14 protein-coding genes and 1 tRNA gene are annotated in these 18,361 nt (G+C 67.3%); 2 read left to right on the top strand and 13 right to left on the bottom strand.

Going from position 1 to position 18,361, the window contains the following annotated elements; translation table 11 throughout:
* Positions 1–234: 234 nt before the first annotated feature.
* A complete protein-coding gene (locus RAB71_RS07520; protein WP_010344208.1) occupies positions 235–555 on the top strand; it encodes a DUF3175 domain-containing protein in 321 nt (106 codons plus the stop codon).
* A gap of 108 nt (positions 556–663) precedes the next feature.
* Positions 664–2,007, top strand: a complete 1,344-nt coding sequence (locus tag RAB71_RS07515) for an EAL domain-containing protein (RefSeq protein WP_010344207.1) — start codon at positions 664–666, stop codon at positions 2,005–2,007.
* A 362-nt stretch (positions 2,008–2,369) separates the two neighbouring features.
* Here the strand turns inward: RAB71_RS07515 and pnp are convergent, their stop codons facing one another.
* From pnp to RAB71_RS07450, 13 genes are all read right to left on the bottom strand, one after another.
* Complete coding sequence (gene pnp / locus RAB71_RS07510; protein WP_010344206.1) at positions 2,370–4,478, bottom strand: polyribonucleotide nucleotidyltransferase; 2,109 nt, start codon at positions 4,476–4,478, stop codon at positions 2,370–2,372.
* A 164-nt stretch (positions 4,479–4,642) separates the two neighbouring features.
* Positions 4,643–4,903: a 30S ribosomal protein S15 gene (gene rpsO / locus RAB71_RS07505; protein ID WP_003467392.1), complete on the bottom strand. Its 261-nt coding sequence runs from the start codon at positions 4,901–4,903 to the stop codon at positions 4,643–4,645.
* Between the two features lie 204 nt (positions 4,904–5,107).
* On the bottom strand, positions 5,108–6,034 hold the full coding sequence (gene truB, locus RAB71_RS07500; protein WP_010344205.1) for a tRNA pseudouridine(55) synthase TruB: 927 nt from the start codon (positions 6,032–6,034) through the stop codon (positions 5,108–5,110).
* Between the two features lie 195 nt (positions 6,035–6,229).
* Complete coding sequence (gene rbfA, locus RAB71_RS07495) at positions 6,230–6,643, bottom strand: 30S ribosome-binding factor RbfA (RefSeq protein ID WP_010344204.1); 414 nt, start codon at positions 6,641–6,643, stop codon at positions 6,230–6,232.
* Between the two features lie 112 nt (positions 6,644–6,755).
* Positions 6,756–9,464 carry a translation initiation factor IF-2 gene (infB, locus tag RAB71_RS07490; RefSeq protein ID WP_104609477.1) on the bottom strand — a complete coding sequence of 903 codons (2,709 nt, stop codon included), beginning with the start codon at positions 9,462–9,464 and terminating at the stop codon, positions 6,756–6,758.
* Positions 9,465–9,559: 95 nt separating this feature from the next.
* Positions 9,560–11,071 (bottom strand): transcription termination factor NusA, encoded by a 1,512-nt coding sequence (gene nusA / locus RAB71_RS07485; protein WP_010343021.1) that lies wholly within the window; start codon positions 11,069–11,071, stop codon positions 9,560–9,562.
* On the bottom strand, positions 11,068–11,673 hold the full coding sequence (gene rimP / locus RAB71_RS07480; protein WP_010343020.1) for a ribosome maturation factor RimP: 606 nt from the start codon (positions 11,671–11,673) through the stop codon (positions 11,068–11,070). The genes nusA and rimP overlap by 4 nt, the downstream gene beginning before the upstream one ends.
* Positions 11,674–11,879: 206 nt before the next feature.
* A tRNA-Met gene (locus RAB71_RS07475) sits at positions 11,880–11,956 on the bottom strand.
* Positions 11,957–12,163: 207 nt separating this feature from the next.
* Positions 12,164–13,639 (bottom strand): NADH-quinone oxidoreductase subunit NuoN, encoded by a 1,476-nt coding sequence (gene nuoN / locus RAB71_RS07470; RefSeq protein WP_010343019.1) that lies wholly within the window; start codon positions 13,637–13,639, stop codon positions 12,164–12,166.
* Positions 13,640–13,675: 36 nt separating this feature from the next.
* Complete coding sequence (locus tag RAB71_RS07465) at positions 13,676–15,178, bottom strand: NADH-quinone oxidoreductase subunit M (RefSeq protein ID WP_010343018.1); 1,503 nt, start codon at positions 15,176–15,178, stop codon at positions 13,676–13,678.
* A gap of 20 nt (positions 15,179–15,198) precedes the next feature.
* Positions 15,199–17,400 carry an NADH-quinone oxidoreductase subunit L gene (gene nuoL / locus RAB71_RS07460; protein WP_010343016.1) on the bottom strand — a complete coding sequence of 734 codons (2,202 nt, stop codon included), beginning with the start codon at positions 17,398–17,400 and terminating at the stop codon, positions 15,199–15,201.
* A 7-nt stretch (positions 17,401–17,407) separates the two neighbouring features.
* Positions 17,408–17,713, bottom strand: a complete 306-nt coding sequence (nuoK, locus tag RAB71_RS07455; protein WP_010343015.1) for an NADH-quinone oxidoreductase subunit NuoK — start codon at positions 17,711–17,713, stop codon at positions 17,408–17,410.
* The gene (locus RAB71_RS07450; RefSeq protein WP_010343014.1) at positions 17,710–18,357 is read right to left on the bottom strand and encodes an NADH-quinone oxidoreductase subunit J; all 648 of its coding nucleotides are present in this window, start codon (positions 18,355–18,357) and stop codon (positions 17,710–17,712) included. Before RAB71_RS07450 ends, nuoK begins: the two co-directional genes overlap by 4 nt.
* Positions 18,358–18,361 lie beyond the last annotated feature (4 nt).

Below are 18,361 nucleotides of genomic sequence, written 5' to 3'. Positions count from 1 at the left end.
ACATCAACGAACAACGGCATCGCCCATCACGCGCGCGGGACGCTCCACGCCCCGCACACGCGATCGCGGCGGCGCGTGTTCGCGTCGCCTCCGCCTCCGTCTCCCTTCGATGTCGATCTGTCGTCGCATTGTGGCGCACGGCAGCGATGGCGGCGGCATCCGCCATCGGGTCCGGCCCTGCCGGATCGCGCATGCCTCGTCCCTTTCCACCGCCATCGCCAAGGAGCATCACCAATGGCACAGAGCAGCCAGTCCCTCTCCAGCAACGACCTCGGCCAGCGCCGCGGCAGCGACGCGCAACAGTCGCTCGGCGTCTCGCCGAACGTGTTCGAAGGCAACGACCCGGCCGCGATCGCACGCGCGCTCAAGCAGTCGGCCGACCTGCACGCACGCCGCCGCACCGGTCCGTATCGCTCGGCCATGTCGATGCTGACCTTCTACATCAATCGCGCCGGCGATCAGTTGCCGGAGCAGCGCCGCAAGATCCTGGAGCAGGCCAAGGACGAGCTGCGCAGCCTGTACGGCAAGCCGCGCAAGGATGGCGCCAGCGATTGAGCGCAGGCGCGCGCGCAGCGTGATGGAGCGAGCAGTTCCGCACGCTGCCTACGCGGGGCGCGTGCCGCCCGATTGCCGTCCTCCAACGCAGTGCCACATGATGCGGACATGGCCAAGGCATCCGACATTTCGGACCTCATCCAGCACACTGCCGCCGCGACGCAGGACGACGCGGCGCTGCTGTCGCGCATCATCCTGGCGCAGGGCGAAATCGCCGCGGCCGGCGGCGATCCGCTGCAGGTGGTCGACGTGGTCACCCGCCGCGCACAGGAGCTGACCCGCTCCAACGGCGCGGTGGTGGAAATGTGCGACGGCAACGACATGCTGTACTGGTCGGCCAGCGGCGTCGCCGAGCGCCACCTCGGCCTGCGCCTGCCCAGCAACGGCAGCCTGTCCGGCCTGTGCATGCGCAGCGGCCAGGTATTGCGCTGCGACGATTCGGAAATCGATCCGCGCGTCGACCGCGAGGCCTGCCGCCGCATCGGCCTGCGCTCGATGCTGGTGGTGCCGCTGCGCTACGGCGACCGCAGCATCGGCGTGCTCAAGGTGCTGGCGCCGCAACCGAACGCCTACAGCGCGCAGGACGTGCGCACGCTGGAATTGCTGGCGACCCTGGTCGGGGCCACGCTGGCGCTGGCGATGGACCGCGCCGCGCTGCAGACCGACATCGCGCGCCGCCAGGACGTGGAAAAGCACGCCTTCCGCGAGAAGGCGGCGATCGCCACCCGCATCCGCGAAACCATCGCCGGCGCACGCCTGCAGATCGTCACCCAGCCGGTGCTGGCGCTGGCCTCGCAGCGCATCGTCGGCGTGGAGGCACTGTCGCGCTTTCCGGCCAACCCGGCACTGCCGCCGCTGCGCTGGTTCGACGACGCCAGCCGGGTCGGGCTGGCGCTGGACCTGGAACTGGCCGCCGCGCGCCAGGCGCTGGAGCTGCTGGCGCAGTTGCCGGCGCCGCTGTACCTGGCAATCAACGTGTCCGCGCAGACGCTGCTGCATCCGCAGTTGCAGGCGCTGCTGCACGGCCACGACCTGTCGCGGATCGTGCTGGAAATCACCGAGCAATTGCAGGCGCCGGACTATCCGCGCCTGTCCGAGCACATCGGCCTGCTGCAGCGGCAGGGCCTGCGCATCGCCCTCGACGATGCCGGCACCGGCTTCGCCAGCCTGCGCCACCTGCTGCACCTGGCGCCGGACATCATCAAGCTGGATCTGACCCTGACCCGCGGCATCGACGCCGAACCGCGCCGGCAGCGGCTGGCGCTGGCGATCCTGTCCTTCGCCGCCGAAACCGATGCCGACGTGGTCGTCGAAGGCATCGAAACCGAGAGCGAACTGGCGACGCTGCAGGCGCTGGGCGCGCGCTACGGCCAGGGCTACCAGCTCGCCCATCCCGGGCCGCTGTCGGCGCATCTGGCACGCTATCCGGCGATCGGCGACGGCAGCGGCTGAAGAACGCCCACGCGGGCGCGGCGCTGGTCCCTGGTTCGGGATCATTTCCCAGGCATTCCCAATAGATCACCACGCCGGCCTGGTCGCGGCTGAAGCCGCTCCTACGGAAGCGTGCGCCACGGGCGCGCGACACCCACCCTCGCCGACCCTGGGCCGCTGTCAGCGCATCTGCAGACCCTCTCCAGCGATCGCCAACGGCCTCGGCTGAGCCGCAGGTCAGGCGCTCCATCATCCTGTGCAGGGCAGCCTCAGCCGCGACGGGGCGTCACCTTTGACGCCGCGTCGCGGCTGTGCAAACGCCAGGCAAGAAAAAAGCGGGCCGAAGCCCGCTTTTTTCTGGAACGACGCTGGCAGCGTGCGGCTTACTCGGCCGACGCGCCCTCGCCTTCTTCCACGGCCTTCATCGACAGACGGATGCGGCCCTGCTTGTCGACTTCCAGCACCTTGACCTTGACCACGTCGCCTTCCTTCAGCTTGTCGCCGACCTTCTCCACGCGCTCGCTGGAGATCTGCGAGACGTGCACCAGGCCGTCCTTGCCCGGCAGGATGGTCACGAACGCGCCGAAGTCCATGATCTTGGCGACCTTGCCTTCGTAGATGCGGCCCGGCTCGACGTCCGAGGTGATCTGCTCGATGCGCGACTTGGCCGCCTGCGCGGCGATCGCGTTGACCGAGGCGATGACGATGGTGCCGTCGTCTTGGATGTCGATCTGGGTGCCGGTTTCCTTGGTGATCGCCTGGATGGTCGAACCGCCCTTGCCGATCACTTCGCGGATCTTGTCCGGGTGGATCTTGATCGTCAGCAGGCGCGGCGCGTAGTCGCTCAGCTCCGCACGCGGGGTGGTCAGCGCCTTGGACATCTCGCCGAGGATGTGCAGACGGCCGGCCTTCGCCTGCGCCAGGGCCTGCTTCATGATCTCTTCGGTGATGCCTTCGATCTTGATGTCCATCTGCAGCGCGGACACGCCGTCGGCGGTACCGGCGACCTTGAAGTCCATGTCGCCCAGGTGATCTTCATCGCCCAGGATGTCCGACAGCACCACGAAGTCGTTGCCTTCCTTCACCAGGCCCATGGCGATACCGGCCACCGGCGCCTTCACCGGCACGCCGGCGTCCATCAGCGCCAGCGACGAACCGCAGACCGAGGCCATCGACGAGGAGCCGTTGGATTCGGTGATTTCCGAGACCACGCGGATGGTGTACGGGAACTCTTCCATGGTCGGCATCACCGCCAGCACGCCGCGCTTGGCGAGGCGGCCGTGGCCGATTTCGCGACGCTTGGGCGCGCCGAAGCGGCCGCACTCGCCCACCGAGTAGGGGGGGAAGTTGTAGTGGAACAGGAAGTTTTCCTTGTACTCGCCGGAAACCGCGTCGATCACCTGGCCGTCGCGGGCGGTGCCCAGCGTGGTGACCACGATCGCCTGGGTCTCGCCGCGGGTGAACAGCGCCGAGCCGTGGGTACGCGGCAGCACGCCGGCCTGCACGCTGATCGGACGCACGGTGTCCAGCGCACGGCCGTCGATGCGCACCTTGGTGCTCAGCACCGAACCGCGCATGGTCTGGTATTCCAGCTCGCCGAATTCCTTGGCCAGGTCGGCGGCGACCCAGTTCTCGGCGGTGGCGCGCGGCGCCAGCTGCGCCAGCACATCCTTCTTGATCGCGGCGATGGCGTCGCGGCGCTGCAGCTTGTCGCGCACCTGGAACGCGGCGGCCAGCTGCTCGCCGACGGCTTCCTTCAGCGCGGCGATCATGGCCTCGTTCTTGGACGGGGCGACCCACTCGGACGGCTTGGTGCCGGCTTCGACGGTCAGCTCGTTGATCGCGTTGATGACCTTCTGCATCTCGCGATGGCCGAAGGTGACCGCGCCCAGCATCACTTCTTCCGACAGCAGCGCGGCTTCGGACTCGACCATCAGCACCGCGTTGGCGGTACCGGCGACGACCAGCTCCAGCTGCGAATCCTTCAGGTCCGACACGGTCGGGTTGAGGATGTATTCGCCGTTCTTGTAACCCACCTTGGCGGCGCCGATCGGGCCCTTGAACGGGGTGCCGGCCAGCGACAGGGCGGCCGAGGCGCCGATCAGCGCGGCGATGTCGCCGTCGATGTCCGGGTTCATCGACATCACCGTGGCGATGATCTGCACTTCGTTCTTGTAATCCTCCGGGAACAGCGGACGGATCGGACGGTCGATCAGACGCGAAATCAGCGTCTCCTTCTCGGTCGCACGGCCCTCGCGCTTGAAGAAGCCGCCGGGGATGCGGCCGCCGGCGTAGAACTTCTCCTGATAGTCGACCGTCAGCGGGAAGAAGTCCTGACCTTCGCGCGCGCTCTTGGCGGCGACGGCGGTGACCAGCAGTACGGTGTCGTCCATCTTGACGATGACGGCGCCGCCGGCCTGGCGGGCGATCTCGCCGGTTTCGAGGGTGACGGTGTGCTTGCCGTACTGGAAGGTTTTGGTGATTTTTGCCACGGGGTTTCCTTGGATGATTCTGTCTGCAAATGGACCGCTGACGGCCCATGCCGCTGGCGGGTGGCCGGGAGGATCCGGCCGGTGGCGCGGAGCGATCCCCGGGCCACGGTACTACCCAAAACAAAACCGCGGCGCATCGCTGCGCCGCGGTGGGGTTCGTTGACTCAGCGACGCAGGCCGAGCTTCTCGATCAGCGCCTTGTAGCGCTCGCCATCCTTCTTCTTCAGATAGTCGAGCAGGCTGCGGCGGCGGTTGACCATCTGCAGCAGGCCGCGACGGCTGTGGTGATCCTTCTTGTGGGTCTTGAAGTGGCCGGTCAGCAGCTCGATGCGGGCGGTCAGCAGGGCGACCTGCACTTCCGGCGAACCGGTGTCGGCAGCGCCGCGTTTGTTTTCTTCGATGACTTTCTGGGTGTCGATGGACATGAGGTTTTTTCTCTGAGATGCGGGGCCGGCAGGAACGTGCAGAGGACGCACCGCCTGGCTCGCCGATTGCGAAGGATTGCGCCGGAGCGCAGCGTGCCGGAAAGGCCGCGAAATTGTACCGGCCCCGGCCCGGAGGAACAAGGTGTTAAGACAGCGTCATGACTGAACGACAGTCAGGCACGGTCCGCCGCGGCCGTCTTGCGGTCACGGATTGAACATGCGCTGCGGCGCCAGCAGCCCGCTCGCATCGACCTGGCCCAGGCCCAGCGGGACGCCGTCGGCGTCGAACACCGCGGCAAGGCCGGGCGCCCAGGCCGGATCGCGCAGGCGCTGGCCCATGCGGAAGCGCTGCGCCGCAGCATGCTCCAGGCGCAGCGGCGGGAAATCGGCCAGGCCCGCGGCCAGCGGCAGCACCAGCGCGTCCAGTGCCGCCGGATCCTGCGTGGCCAAGTGCTGCAGATGCTCCAGGGTGACCATCTGCGGGTTGCGGAACGGTTCCACCCACAGCCGCCGCAGCGCAGCGATATGCGCGCCGCAGCCCAGCGCCTCGCCCAGGTCGCGGGCCAGGCTGCGGATATAGGTGCCGGACCCGCAGGCCACGTGCAGGCGCAGGCGGTCGCCGGCATGCGCGAGCACGTCGATCGCATGCACCTCGACCTCGCGCTCGGGCGCCTCGATCGCCTCGCCGCGGCGCGCCTTGACATACAGCGGTTCGCCGCCCTGCTTGAGCGCCGAGTAGATCGGCGCGCGCTGGCGGATGCGCCCGCGCAGCGGTGCCAGCGCCGCCTCCAGGGTCGCTGCGTCCAGCGGCGGCACCGGCCGGGTGCGCAGCACCGCGCCCTCAGCATCGTCGCTGTCGGTGGTGACGCCGAGCACGACCTCCGCTTCGTAGGCCTTGGCCGAGCCGAGCAGCAGCCCGGCCAGCTTGGTCGCCTCGCCGAAGCACAGCGGCAGCAGGCCGGTGGCGAGCGGATCCAGGCTGCCGGTGTGACCGCCCTTCTCCGCACGGAACAGCCGCCGCGCCGCCTGCAGCGCCGCGTTGGAACTCATGCCGATCGGCTTGTCGAGCAGCACGATGCCATCGAGACGACGGAAGACGATACGAGGCAGGCGCGGGCCGAAGACGGGCATGGGGGTTGGGATTGGGGATTGGGGATTCGGGATTGGCGGATCCGACCCCGGCATGGCGCGGGCGAACGGCACGCATGGAACAGCGTGACGCCAGACGGATGAAAAAGCGCCGCGATCGCGACGGCGAAACGGGCGCTCGCATTCGGCGCCCGCACTCAAACACTGGACGCCGACGCCACGGCGTCGGCAGCGGACTCAGTCCTTGCGCGGCGCCGTGTCGCCGTCGTCGGCGGCATGGCCGTCGTCGTCCTGCGCCTGCTGCAGTTCCGGCATGTCGCGCAGCAGATTGTCGATGCGCTCGCCGCGATCGACCGAATCGTCGTAGTGGAAATGCAGTTCGGGCACGTGGCGCAGCTTCATCGCCCGCGCCAGCTCGCTGCGCAGCTGCGGCGCCAGTTCCTTCAGGCCCTTGACCGCCTCGGCCGAGCGTTCCTGCATCAGCGCGGTGACGAACACCTTGGCATGGGCCAGATCGCGGGTGACCTCGACATCGGACACGCTGACCGACGGCAGGCCATGATCGCGCACGGCCGCATGCACGATCGTGCCGAGGTCGCGCCGAATCTGCGCGGACACACGATCGGTACGGTGAAAGGATTTGGTGGGCATGACTGAAGCTCTCTCTTTTGCAAAGACCGGATCGGGAGAGACTCGCAAAAGCGGCACGCACGTGGCGCACCGCTTTTACGAATCCCCAATCCCGATTCCCGAATCCCAGCTCTTAAAGCGTGCGCTGCACTTCGATGCGCTCGAAGCACTCGATCTGGTCGCCGGCCTTGACGTCGTTGTAGGCCTTCACGCCGATACCGCACTCGGTGCCGTTGCGCACTTCGTCGACGTTCTCCTTGAAGCGACGCAGCGATTCCAGCTCGCCCTCGAACACCACGGTGTTGTCGCGCAGCACGCGGATCGGCTTGTTGCGCTTGACCACGCCCTCCACGACCATGCAGCCGGCGACGGCGCCGAACTTGGAGCTGCGGAACACGTCGCGCACCTGAGCGACACCGATGATCTCTTCGCGGATCTCCACGCCCAGCAGGCCGGACGCCACCTGCTTCACCTGGTCGATCACGTCGTAGATGATCGAGAAGTAACGCAGGTCGATGCCGTTGGTCTCGATGATGCGCCGCGCCGAGGCGTCGGCACGCACGTTGAAGCCGATCACCGTGGCCTTGGACGCCAGCGCCGAATTCGCATCGGACTCGGTGATGCCGCCCACGCCGGAGTGGATCACGTTGATGCGGATCTGCTCGTTGGACAGCGCGGTCAGCGACTGCTTCAGCGCTTCCACCGAACCCTGCACGTCGGCCTTGATCACCAGGTTCAGCGACAGCTGGCCTTCGCCCTTGCCGAGCTGCGACATGATGTCTTCCATGCGGCTGCCCGCCGAGGACACCAGGCGCGACTCGCGGCGCTTGGTCTCGCGCTGCTGCGCCACGTCCTTGGCCAGGCGCTCGTCGTCGACGACCACGAAGTCGTCGCCGGCATCCGGCACGCCGGACAGGCCCAGCACCTGCACCGGGATCGACGGACCCGCCGAATCGGGCTGCTTGCCGGTCTCGTCGAACAGCGCACGCACGCGGCCGTACTGGATGCCGCACACCAGGTAGTCGCCCTTCTTCAGCGCGCCCTGCTGCACCAGCACCGTCGCCACCGGGCCGCGGCCCTTGTCCAGCGAGGACTCGATCACCACGCCGCTGGCGCGGCCTTCGGCCACCGCCCGCAGTTCCAGCACTTCGGCCTGCAGCGAGATCGCGTCCAGCAGCACGTCGATGCCCTGGCCGGTCTTGGCCGAGAGTTCGACGAACTGGGTGTCGCCACCGAATTCCTCGGCGACCACGTCCTGCGCCAGCAGTTCGTTCTTGACCCGCAGCGGATCGGCGCCGGACTTGTCGATCTTGTTGACCGCCACGATCAGCGGCACGCCGGCCGCCTTCGCATGCTTGACCGCCTCGACCGTCTGCGGCATCACGCCGTCGTCGGCCGCGACCACCAGCACCACGATGTCGGTGAGCTTGGCGCCGCGCGCGCGCATCGAGGTGAACGCGGCATGGCCCGGGGTATCCAGGAAGCTGATGACGCCGCGGTCGGTCTCGACGTGGTAGGCACCGATGTGCTGAGTGATGCCGCCGGCTTCGCCGGAGGCGACCTTGGTGCGGCGGATGTAGTCCAGCAGCGAGGTCTTGCCGTGGTCGACGTGGCCCATGATGGTGACCACCGGCGGCCGCGGCAGCTTCTCGCCCTGCGCGTCCTCGGTGTGCGCCAGCAGCGCGTCCTCGGCGTCGGCACTGCCGGCACGCACCGGCTTGTGGCCGAGTTCCTCGGTGACCAGCGCGGCGGTGTCGTGGTCGATGGACTGGGTGATGGTGGCCATCACGCCCATCTTGAACAGCGCCTTGACCACGTCGCCGCCCTTCAGCGCGAGCTTCTGCGCCAGGTCGGCCACGGTGATGGTGTCGCCGATCGCCACTTCGCGCACCACCGGTGCGGTCGGACGTTCGAAGCCGTGCGCGCCGCCGCCGCTGCGCGACGGTTCGGCCTGGCGACGGCCACCGCTGTGGCTGCCGCCGCGCGGCTTGCCGCGCACGTTGGAACGGCGCGCGCGGTCTGCCGCGGACAGGTGCAACTGGCCGGCGAAGCGGCTGGTGCTGTCGTCGTCCTCGACCCCGGCGACCATCACGTGCGAGCCGCGGGTCTTGTGCTTGTTGGCAGCGTTGTTGCGATCGTCGCTGCGCGGCGCCGCCGGCTTGGCCGGATGCGCGGCACCGGCCGGACGCGGCGCCACGGCCGGGCGCGACGCGCGCGGCGCAGCGGCGGCGTTGCGGTCGGCGGCAGGCGCGGACGGGGCCGCGGCCGGCGGTGCCGACTCGGCTTCCAGCGCGGCCTGGGCCGCGCGTTGCTCGGCCTCGGCGCGCTCGCGCGCTTCCTGCTCGGCCTTGCGCTTGCGCTCGATTTCCTCGGCGCGCGCCCGGTCCTGCTCGGCGAGCTTCTGCTGTTCGGCCAGGTTGCGCTGCTTGGATTCCTCCAGCTTGCGCAGGATCTCGGCGCGCTCGTCGTCCACCCGTCCGCCCGCGGACGGCGCCGCACGCTCGGCGGCCAAGTCCTCGGCCGACTTCACGTAGGTGCGCTTCTGCCGGACCTCGACGTTGACCGTGGTCTTGCTGCGCCCGGCGCTGACCGTCACTTCCTGCAGCTTGCGCCGGTTCAGGGTGATCTTCTTCGGCGCCGCCTGAGCCTCTTCCTCGACCGGCTTGTCGGTCTTGCCGTGGGTACGGCGCAGGAAGCCCAGCAGCTTCATCTTTTCGGTGCTGGTGACGACCTGGTCGGGACCGCTGAACTTCATCCCGGCGTCGGCCAGTTGAACCAGCAGTTTCTCGACCGGCGTGTTCACCAGTTCGGCCAGCTTGCGGATGGTGGTTTGCTGCGACATTCGGATCCTATGATCTGGTTGGCGCCCCCTCGCCGCGTGCGAAGGTAGCGCGGATTCTAAGCCCTGATCGGGTCAGGGCGGCATTCATCGCTGACTCATTCGCCGCGCTCCAGGCGGGCGATCTCCTCGGCGCGGGCGGCCAGGATCAGGGCCGCGGCGCGGTCCTTGTCCAGGTCCTCGATGCCGAACTCGAGGATTTCGTCGGCAGCCAGATCCGACAGGTCCTCGCTGGTGCGCACGCCATGGCTGGCCAACGCGTAGGCGGTGCCCTCGTCCATGCCCGGCAGCGACAGCAGGTCCGCCGCCGGCACGCCGTCGTCGTCGCTCTCCTCGGCGGCCAGCGCCTCGTTGAGCAGCGCGTCGCGGGCACGCGCGCGCAGTTCCTCGACGATGTCCTCGTCGAAACCTTCCACCGCAAGCAACTCGCCGACCGGCACGTAGGCGATTTCCTCGACCGAGTTGAAGCCCTCGGCGACCAGGATCGCGGCGATCTCCTCGTCCACTTCCAGCTTGTCCATGAACAGCTGGCGGGCCACGGCCTGCTCGGCCTCGGACTTGGCCGCGACCTGCTCGGCGGTCATCACGTTGAGCTGCCAGCCGGTCAGGCGGCTGGCCAGGCGCACGTTCTGGCCGCCCTTGCCGATCGCCTGGGCCAGGCGGTCTTCCGCCACCGCCAGGTCCATCGAGTGCTTTTCTTCATCGACGATGATCGACTGCACCTCGGCCGGCGCCATCGCGTTGATGACGAAGTTGGCCGGGTTGTCGTTCCACAGCACGATGTCCACGCGCTCGCCGTTGAGCTCGTTGGACACCGCCTGCACGCGCGACCCGCGCATGCCGATGCAGGCGCCGATCGGATCGGTGCGGGTGTCGTGCGCCAGCACCGCGATCTTGGCGCGGTCGCCCGGATCGCGTGCGCAGGCCTTGATCTCGACCAGGCCCTGGCCCACTTCCGGCACTTCCAGCTTGAACAGCTCGATCATGAATTCCGGCGCGGCGCGGCTGATGAACAGCTGCGGGCCGCGCGGCTCCGAACGCACTTCGGCCAGGTAGCCGCGCACGCGGTCGCCGGCGCGCAGCACGTCGCGCGGAATGCCCTTGTCCTTGGGGATGAAGGCCTCGGCGTTGCCGCCCAGGTCCACGTAGATGTTGCCGCGCTCGGCGCGCTTGACCACGCCGGTGACCAGCTCGCCGACGCGATCCTTCCACGCGTCCACCACCTGCTGGCGCTCGGCCTCGCGCACGCGCTGCACGATCACCTGCTTGGCGGCCTGCGCGGCGATGCGGCCGAAGTCCGGATTCTCGATCTGCTCTTCGATGTAGTCGCCGACGTCCACGCCCTCGGCCTCGTCGACCGCGTCCATCAGGCGGATCTGCCGGTCGGGCGACTCCATCACCACGTCGTCGGCCACCACTTCCCAGCGCCGGAAGGTCTCGTAGGTGCCGTCCTTGTGGTCGATGGTGACGCGCGTCAGCACGTCCTGGTCGGGGTAGCGCTTCTTCGCCGCCGACGCCAAGGCGGCCTCGATCGCGTCGAAGATCACTTCGCGCGGCACGCCCTTCTCGTTGGCCACCGCGTCGACTACCAGCAACAGTTCCTTGCTCATTCTTTCGCTCCGCGCGCAGCCTCGTCGGCCGCCGGTTCGTTGGATGGTTTCTTATTGGATTTTGCGTTCTTGCCGGCCGGCTTCGGGCCCTTGCCCGGCTTGGTCGGCGCCAGACCCAGCGCCGCCCAGTCGGGCATGATCCGCGCCTTGTCGATGTTGTCGAAGTCCACCGCCAGTTCGGCGCCATCGACCTCGAAGGTGATGCGGCCGGCAGCGGCGTCGGCCTGCACGATGCGCCCCTGCAGGCGACGACGGCCCTGCTGCGGCAGCTTCAGCACCACCTTGGCCGATTCGCCGAGGTGGCGGGAAAACTGTTCGGCGCTGAACAGCGGCCGGTCCACGCCCGGCGAGGACACTTCCAGCGTGTAGTTGCCGCTGATCGGGTCTTCCACGTCCAGTTGCGCCGAGACCTCGCGGCTGACCCGCTCGCAATCGTCGATGTTGACCACGCGTTCGGGCTGCTCGGCCAGCGGCACGTCGATGTACAGGCGCAGCGTGGCGCCGCCGGGGGCCGGCAGGTATTCCGCGCCCAGCAGTTCCAGGCCCAACGCGTCCACGGTCGGGCCCAGCAGAGTCGCGATTTCGTTTGCCTTGTCGCTCACAGCCTGCCTTGCATCTGAAAGAGTTGAAGAGTCGTTGCGTGCATTTCCCGGACCCCGGAAACGACAAAGGGCCCTCTGGGCCCCTTGTCCGGTAAAACTCCGGTCACGCTGGATTCCGGTTGCGACGACGGGAACATGCGTCATCGCGAAGCCCAAACTTTCCTGCCGCAGACAACCGATGCACTGGTTGCCGCTGCAGACAAAGATGGTAGCGGGGGCAGGATTTGAACCTGCGACCTTCGGGTTATGAGCCCGACGAGCTGCCAGACTGCTCCACCCCGCAGCAGAAGCGGAATTATGAAGAATCAGTGCGTCGATTGCAAGCCCTGATTTTCATCTCGATGCGGTAGCGACGCTGCCGATCGAAGGACGCCATGATAACCGCACGCGATGGAAAACGAAACAGCAATCGCATCGCCAAATGCTAAAACGCCAACGCCGCCTTGCGGCGGCGTTGGCGGAAGCAGCGGGAAACCCGCGAATTTCGCGATCAGGCCAGGTGCGCGAAGGCGCGCTGACACCACGCCATCAGCGGGCTCCAGGCCAGACCGAAGGCCAGCAGGCCCAGCGCGTTTACGCCCAGCGCCACACCCAGCACGCGGTCGTCGTTGGCCGGCAGCGGCGTACCGACCGGCTCGTCGAAATACATCACCTTGATCACGCGCAGGTAGTAGAACGCGCCGATCACCGCGCACAGCACCGACAGCACGGCCAGGCCGGTCCACCACAGGTTCTGATCCGGCACCGCGACCACCGCGCCCAGCACAGCCAGCTTGGCCCAGAAGCCCAGGAACGGCGGCACACCGGCCAACGACGCCATGATGCACAGCACCAGCAGCGCCATCCACGGGTTGCGCGCGTTCAGGCCCTTGAAGTCGTCGATGTTCTCGGCCTCGAAGCCCTTGCGCGACAGCGCGATGATCGCGCCGAACGAGGCGGTGGACATCACCGCGTAGCAGATCGCATAGAACAGCGCCGCCGCATAGCCGCGCTCGCCGCCGCCGGCCACGCCGAGCAGCAGGAAGCCGATGTGCGAGACCGTCGAGTACGCCAGCATGCGCTTGAGGTTGCTCTGCGCCACCGCCATCAGGTTGCCGACCACCAGCGACAGCGCCGCCAGGCCGCCGATCACCCAGTGCCACTGCGCCGCCAGCGGACCCACGCCCACTTCCAGCAGGCGGTAGGCCATGCCGAACGCGGCCAGCTTGGAGGCCGAGCTGATGAACAGCGCGATCGGCGCCGGGGCACCCTGGTAGACGTCCGGCAGCCACATGTGGAACGGCGCGGCGCCGAGCTTGAAGGCGACGCCGGCGATCATGAACACGGTGCCGGTCAGCAGCAGCATGTGCTCGCGGCCGTTGCCGATCGCCTCGTGGATGCCGCTCAGGCTCAGTGTGCCGGTGGCGCCGTAGATCAGCGACATGCCGTACAGCAGCAGGCCGGAAGCCAGCGAACCGAGCACGATGTACTTCATCGCCGCTTCGGTGGCCATGCCGTTGTCGCGGTTGGAGGCCACCAGCGCGTAGGAGCACAGCGCCAGCAGTTCCAGGCCCAGATAGACCATCAGCAGGCTGCCGGCCGAGACCAGGATCATCATGCCGACCGTGGCGAACAGCACCAGCACCGGGATCTCGCCCTGGTACAGCTTGCGCTCGCGCAGGTAGCTCCAGCCGTAGATCAGGGTCAGCGCGCTGAGGCCGACGATCACCGTCTTCATCACGTCGGCGGCGGCGTCGCGCACGAACATGCCCTGGAACACCTCGCCCTGCCCGCCCACGCCGGCCAGCAGCATCGCGAACACCGCGATCAGGATCGCCACCGACACGATGTGGGTCCAGGCCTTGTTGCGCTCGCTGATGAACAGATCGAGCATCAGCAGGAAGAAGGCACCGGCGGTCAGCACCAGCTCGGGCAGCAGGGGCGGCAGGTCGACGGTGGTCAGAGGCAGCAGCGCAGGGGTGGTCATCATCAAATCTCTGGAATCAATACGCTCGACGGCCGCTTACAGCTTGCTGGTGGCGATCTGCGCCGCCAGCTTCGCGATCGAGGGCTCCATCAGGTCGGTCAACGGCTTCGGATACAGGCCCAGGGCCAGCACGCCGAGCGCGAACACGCCCAGCACCAGCGCCTCGCGGCCGTTGATGTCCTTCAGCTCGGCCACGTGCGCATTGGCGACTTCGCCGAAGAACACGCGCTTGTAGAGCCACAACGTGTAGGCCGCGCCGATCACCAGCGTGGTCGCCGCACCGAATGCCTGCAGCGGATGCGACTGGAAGCTGGCCAGGATCACCATGAACTCGCCCACGAACCCGCTGGTGCCCGGCAAGCCGGCATTGGCCATGAAGAACAGCATCGCGAACGCAGCGAACCACGGCATCACGTTGGCCACGCCGCCGTAGTCGGCGATGCGGCGGGTGTGCATGCGGTCGTACAGCACGCCCACGCACGAGAACATCGCGCCGGAGACGAAGCCGTGCGAAATCATCTGCACCATCGAGCCCTGCAGCGCCAGCTGCGCGGCGTCGCCGCTGCCGGATCCGACCAGGGCGAAGGCGACGAAGGCGCCGAGGGTGACGAAGCCCATGTGCGCGATCGACGAGTACGCGATCAGCTTCTTCATGTCGTCCTGGACCAGCGCGACCAGGCCGACGTAGATCACCGCGATCAGCGACAGCGCGATCACCAGCCACGCCAACTGGTTGCTGGCGTCAGGCAGGATCGGCAGGTTGAAGCGCAGGAAACCGTAACCGCCGATCTTCAGCGCGATCGCCGCCAGGATCACCGAACCGGCGGTCGGCGCTTCCACGTGCGCGTCCGGAAGCCAGGTATGCACCGGGAACATCGGCACCTTGACCGCGAAGGCGATCAGGAAGGCGAAGAACAGCCAGGTCTGCTCCTTGGACGTGAGCGAGAGCTGGTACAGGTCGGCGAGCTGGAAGCTGCCGCCCTTCAGGTACAGGTAGATCAACCCGACCAGCATCAGCACCGAGCCGAGGAAGGTGTACAGGAAGAACTTGACCGCGGCGTAGATGCGGCGTGGGCCGCCCCAGATGCCGATGATCAGGAACATCGGGATCAGCATCGCCTCGAAGAACACGTAGAACAGCATCGCGTCGGTGGCGGCGAAGATGCCGACGGTGACGCCTTCCAGGATCAGGAACGCCGCCACGTACTGGTTGACGCGCTTGTCGATCGAGGCCCAGGCGCCGATCAGCGCCAGCACCGTGATCAGCGTGGTCAGCACGATCAGCGCCACCGCGATGCCGTCGGCACCGAGGTTGTAGCCGATGTCGTACGCCGGGATCCAGGCGTGGGTCTCGACGAACTGCAGCGCGCCGCTGGTGTAGTCGAAACCGGTAAGCAGCGGCACGCTGAGCGCGAAGGTCAGCAACGCCACCAGCAGCGACGCCCAGCGCGCCGCACGCGCGTCACGCACGGCGAGCACCAGGGCGCCGCCGATGATCGGCAGCCAGATCAGGATGGAGAGTAGAGGCCAGTTCGACACGTGTTCTTATTCCGTACAGGTCAACGCCAGAAATGCATCAGCACGCCCAGCAGGGCAATGAGACCGACGATCATCGCGAAGGCGTAGTGATAGAGGAAACCGGATTGCGTGCGACGCAGCAGGTTGGCCGCCAGGTCGATCACGCGCGCGGTGCCGTTGACCATGACGCCGTCCACGACATGCGTATCCACCGCGCGCGACGCCTTGCCCAGGCGCACGCCGCCGCCGGCGAAACCGCCGATCCAGAGCTTGTCGAAACCGTACTTGTTCTCGAGGATCCACACCGGCAGCGAGAAGGTCTTGCGCGCCTTCGCCGCCAGTTCCGGCTTCCACAGGTACAGGATCCAGGCCAGGGCGAAGCCGGCCAGGGTCAGGAAGAACGGTACCTGGTAGAGGCCGTGCAGCGCGAACTTGATCGGGCCATGGAATTCCTCGGCCAACGCGCCGACGGTGTCGCGCGCCGGATCGTAGAAATCGACGATGCCGGTGAAGAAGCTGACCGCCTGGCCCTTGATCGCCACGGCGGCGTGGTGCCCTGCCCAGTCGGTGCCGAACAGCATCGGGCCGATGGTGAAGAAGCCGATCGCGATCGACGGGATCGCCAGCAGGATCAGCGGCACCGTCACCACCCACGGCGACTCGTGCGGTTCGTGCGCGCCATGATGACCATGGTGGTCGTCATGCGCATGCGCGTCGTGCGCATCGTGCGCGTGGGACTGCGCCTCGGCGTCGGTGTGGGCGCTGTCGTGGTGGGCGTGCACGTCATGCGCATGCGCGTCGCGGAAGCGCTCCTTGCCGTGGAAGGTGAGGAACAGCAGGCGGAAGCTGTAGAAGCTGGTGATCAGCACGCCACCCAGCACGGCCATGTAGCCGTAGTTGGCGATGCTCCAGAACGGGGCACCCTCGGCGTGGAGCTGGGCCGCCTCGATGATCGTGTCCTTGGAATAGAAGCCGGCGAAGAACGGGGTGCCGACCAGCGCCAGGGTGCCGATCACACTGGTCCAGTAGGTGATCGGCATGTACTTGCGCAGGCCGCCCATCTTGCGCATGTCCTGCTCGTGGTGCATGCCGATGATCACCGAGCCGGCCGCCAGGAACAGCAGCGCCTTGAAGAAGGCATGGGTCATCAGGTGGAACACCGCCGCCGAGTACGCCGACACGCCCAGCGCCACGGTCATGTAGCCCAGCTGCGACAGCGTCGAGTACGCGACCACGCGCTTGATGTCGTTCTGCACGATGCCGATCAGGCCGGTGAAGAAGGCGGTGGTGGCGCCGATGAAGAGCACGAAGTTCAGCGCGGTCTGCGACAGCTCGAACAGCGGCGACATGCGCGCCACCATGAAGATGCCCGCGGTGACCATGGTCGCGGCGTGAATCAGCGCCGAGATCGGGGTCGGGCCTTCCATCGAGTCAGGCAGCCACACATGCAGCGGCACCTGCGCCGACTTGCCCATGGCGCCGATGAACAGGCAGATGCAGATCATCGTCGGCACCGACCAGACCCACGGATCGGTCAGGTGGACGACCTCCGCACTGAACGGGACGGGGATGGAACCGGTCCACACGGTGATGGTACCGCCGACCATGCCGGTGGCATTGGCGAACACCATCGAGTAGTCGAGGGTGCCGAACACGTACAGCACCAATGCGATGCCGAGCAGGAAGCCGAAGTCGCCGACGCGATTGACCAGGAACGCCTTCATGTTGGCGAACACCGCGGTCGGGCGCTTGAACCAGAAGCCGATCAGCAGGTACGACACCAGGCCCACCGCTTCCCAGCCGAAGAACAGCTGCAGGAAGTTGTTGCTCATCACCAGGCTCAGCATCGAGAAGGTGAACAGCGAGATGTAGCTGAAGAAGCGCTGGTAGCCCGGGTCGTCGGCCATGTAGCCGATAGTGTAGATGTGCACCAGCAGCGACACGAAGGTCACCACCACCATCATCATCGCGGTCAGGCGGTCGACCATGAAGCCGACGTGGGCCGAGTAGTTGCCGACCTCGAAGAAGGTGTAGAGGTTCTGGTTGAACGGCGAAGCGCCCTGCCCGACCAGCTGGTACAGGGTCCAGCACGACAGCGCGCAGCTGACCGCAACGCCGAGGATGGTGGCGAACTGCGCGCCCTTGCGGCCGACCTGGCGGCCGAACAGGCCGGCGATGATGCTGCCGACCAGCGGGGCCAGCACCACCGCGATCAGCAGACTCTTGGAGAGCGTAATTTCCATCTGCAGGTCAGCCCTTCAGCGAATCGACTTCGGCCACGTTGATCGTGTGGCGGGTACGGAACAGCGTCACCAGGATCGCGAGGCCGATGGCGGCTTCGGCCGCGGCCACGGTCAGGATGAAGAACACGAACAACTGGCCGGCGGCGTCGCCGAGCTCGCGCGAGAAGGCGACGAAGTTGATGTTGACCGACAGCAGCATCAGCTCGATCGACATCAGCAACACGATGACGTTCTTGCGGTTGAGGAAGATGCCGGCCAGGGCGATGCAGAACAGCGCCGCGCCGAGCGCCAGCAGATGGCCTAGGGAGATCATGGCTGGCCCTCCTGCGATGCCGGCGGGGTGTGGAGCGTGGGCTTCTCGGCGTCCATCTTGATCATGCGCAGACGGTCGCTGGCCTTGACCCGCGACTGGTCGCCCGGGTTCTGGGTCTTGATGCCGGTGCGCTTGCGCAGGGTCAGCATCACCGCGGCCACGACCGCCACGGTCAGGATGATCGCGGCGAACTCGAACGGCAGCAGGAACTGGGTGAACAGGGTCTTGGCCAGCCAGGTGATGTTGGAGGTGTCGGCGGCCTGGGCCGCTGCGTTGTCGGCCGGGAACGGCGCGGCGCTGCGCGCCTTGACCCCGATCAAGGTGACCATCTGCACCAGCATCGCCACCGCGACCACCAGGCCGACCGGCAGGTAGCGCACCCAGCCTTCGCGCAGGCGGGCGGTGTCGATGTCCAGCATCATCACCACGAACAGGAACAGCACCATGACCGCGCCGACGTAGACCAGCACCAGGGTCACGCCAAGGAACTCGGCGCCCACCAGCAGCCACACGCAGGCGATGGAGAAGAACGTCAGGATCAGGCACAGCACCGCATACACGGGGTTGCGCACGCTGATCACCGCGCCGGCGGCGACCGCGGCGATGGTGGCGAAGATCCAGAAAGCGATATTGACCCAATCCATTTCG

The organism is Xanthomonas sacchari, from assembly GCF_040529065.1.
GTDB lineage: Bacteria > Pseudomonadota > Gammaproteobacteria > Xanthomonadales > Xanthomonadaceae > Xanthomonas_A > Xanthomonas_A sacchari.
This window is presented reverse-complemented; position numbering and strand designations above follow the sequence as displayed.

Coding starts and splice junctions, on each gene's coding strand:
- RAB71_RS07520 (WP_010344208.1), top strand. CDS start 235: ATGGCACAGAGCAGCCAGTCCCTCTCCAGCAACGACCTCGGCCAGCGC.
- RAB71_RS07515 (WP_010344207.1), top strand. CDS start 664: ATGGCCAAGGCATCCGACATTTCGGACCTCATCCAGCACACTGCCGCC.
- rpsO (WP_003467392.1), bottom strand. CDS start 4,903: ATGTCCATCGACACCCAGAAAGTCATCGAAGAAAACAAACGCGGCGCT.
- truB (WP_010344205.1), bottom strand. CDS start 6,034: ATGCCCGTCTTCGGCCCGCGCCTGCCTCGTATCGTCTTCCGTCGTCTC.
- rbfA (WP_010344204.1), bottom strand. CDS start 6,643: ATGCCCACCAAATCCTTTCACCGTACCGATCGTGTGTCCGCGCAGATT.
- infB (WP_104609477.1), bottom strand. CDS start 9,464: ATGTCGCAGCAAACCACCATCCGCAAGCTGGCCGAACTGGTGAACACG.
- nusA (WP_010343021.1), bottom strand. CDS start 11,071: ATGAGCAAGGAACTGTTGCTGGTAGTCGACGCGGTGGCCAACGAGAAG.
- nuoN (WP_010343019.1), bottom strand. CDS start 13,639: ATGACCACCCCTGCGCTGCTGCCTCTGACCACCGTCGACCTGCCGCCC.
- nuoL (WP_010343016.1), bottom strand. CDS start 17,400: ATGGAAATTACGCTCTCCAAGAGTCTGCTGATCGCGGTGGTGCTGGCC.
- nuoK (WP_010343015.1), bottom strand. CDS start 17,713: ATGATCTCCCTAGGCCATCTGCTGGCGCTCGGCGCGGCGCTGTTCTGC.
- RAB71_RS07450 (WP_010343014.1), bottom strand. CDS start 18,357: ATGGATTGGGTCAATATCGCTTTCTGGATCTTCGCCACCATCGCCGCG.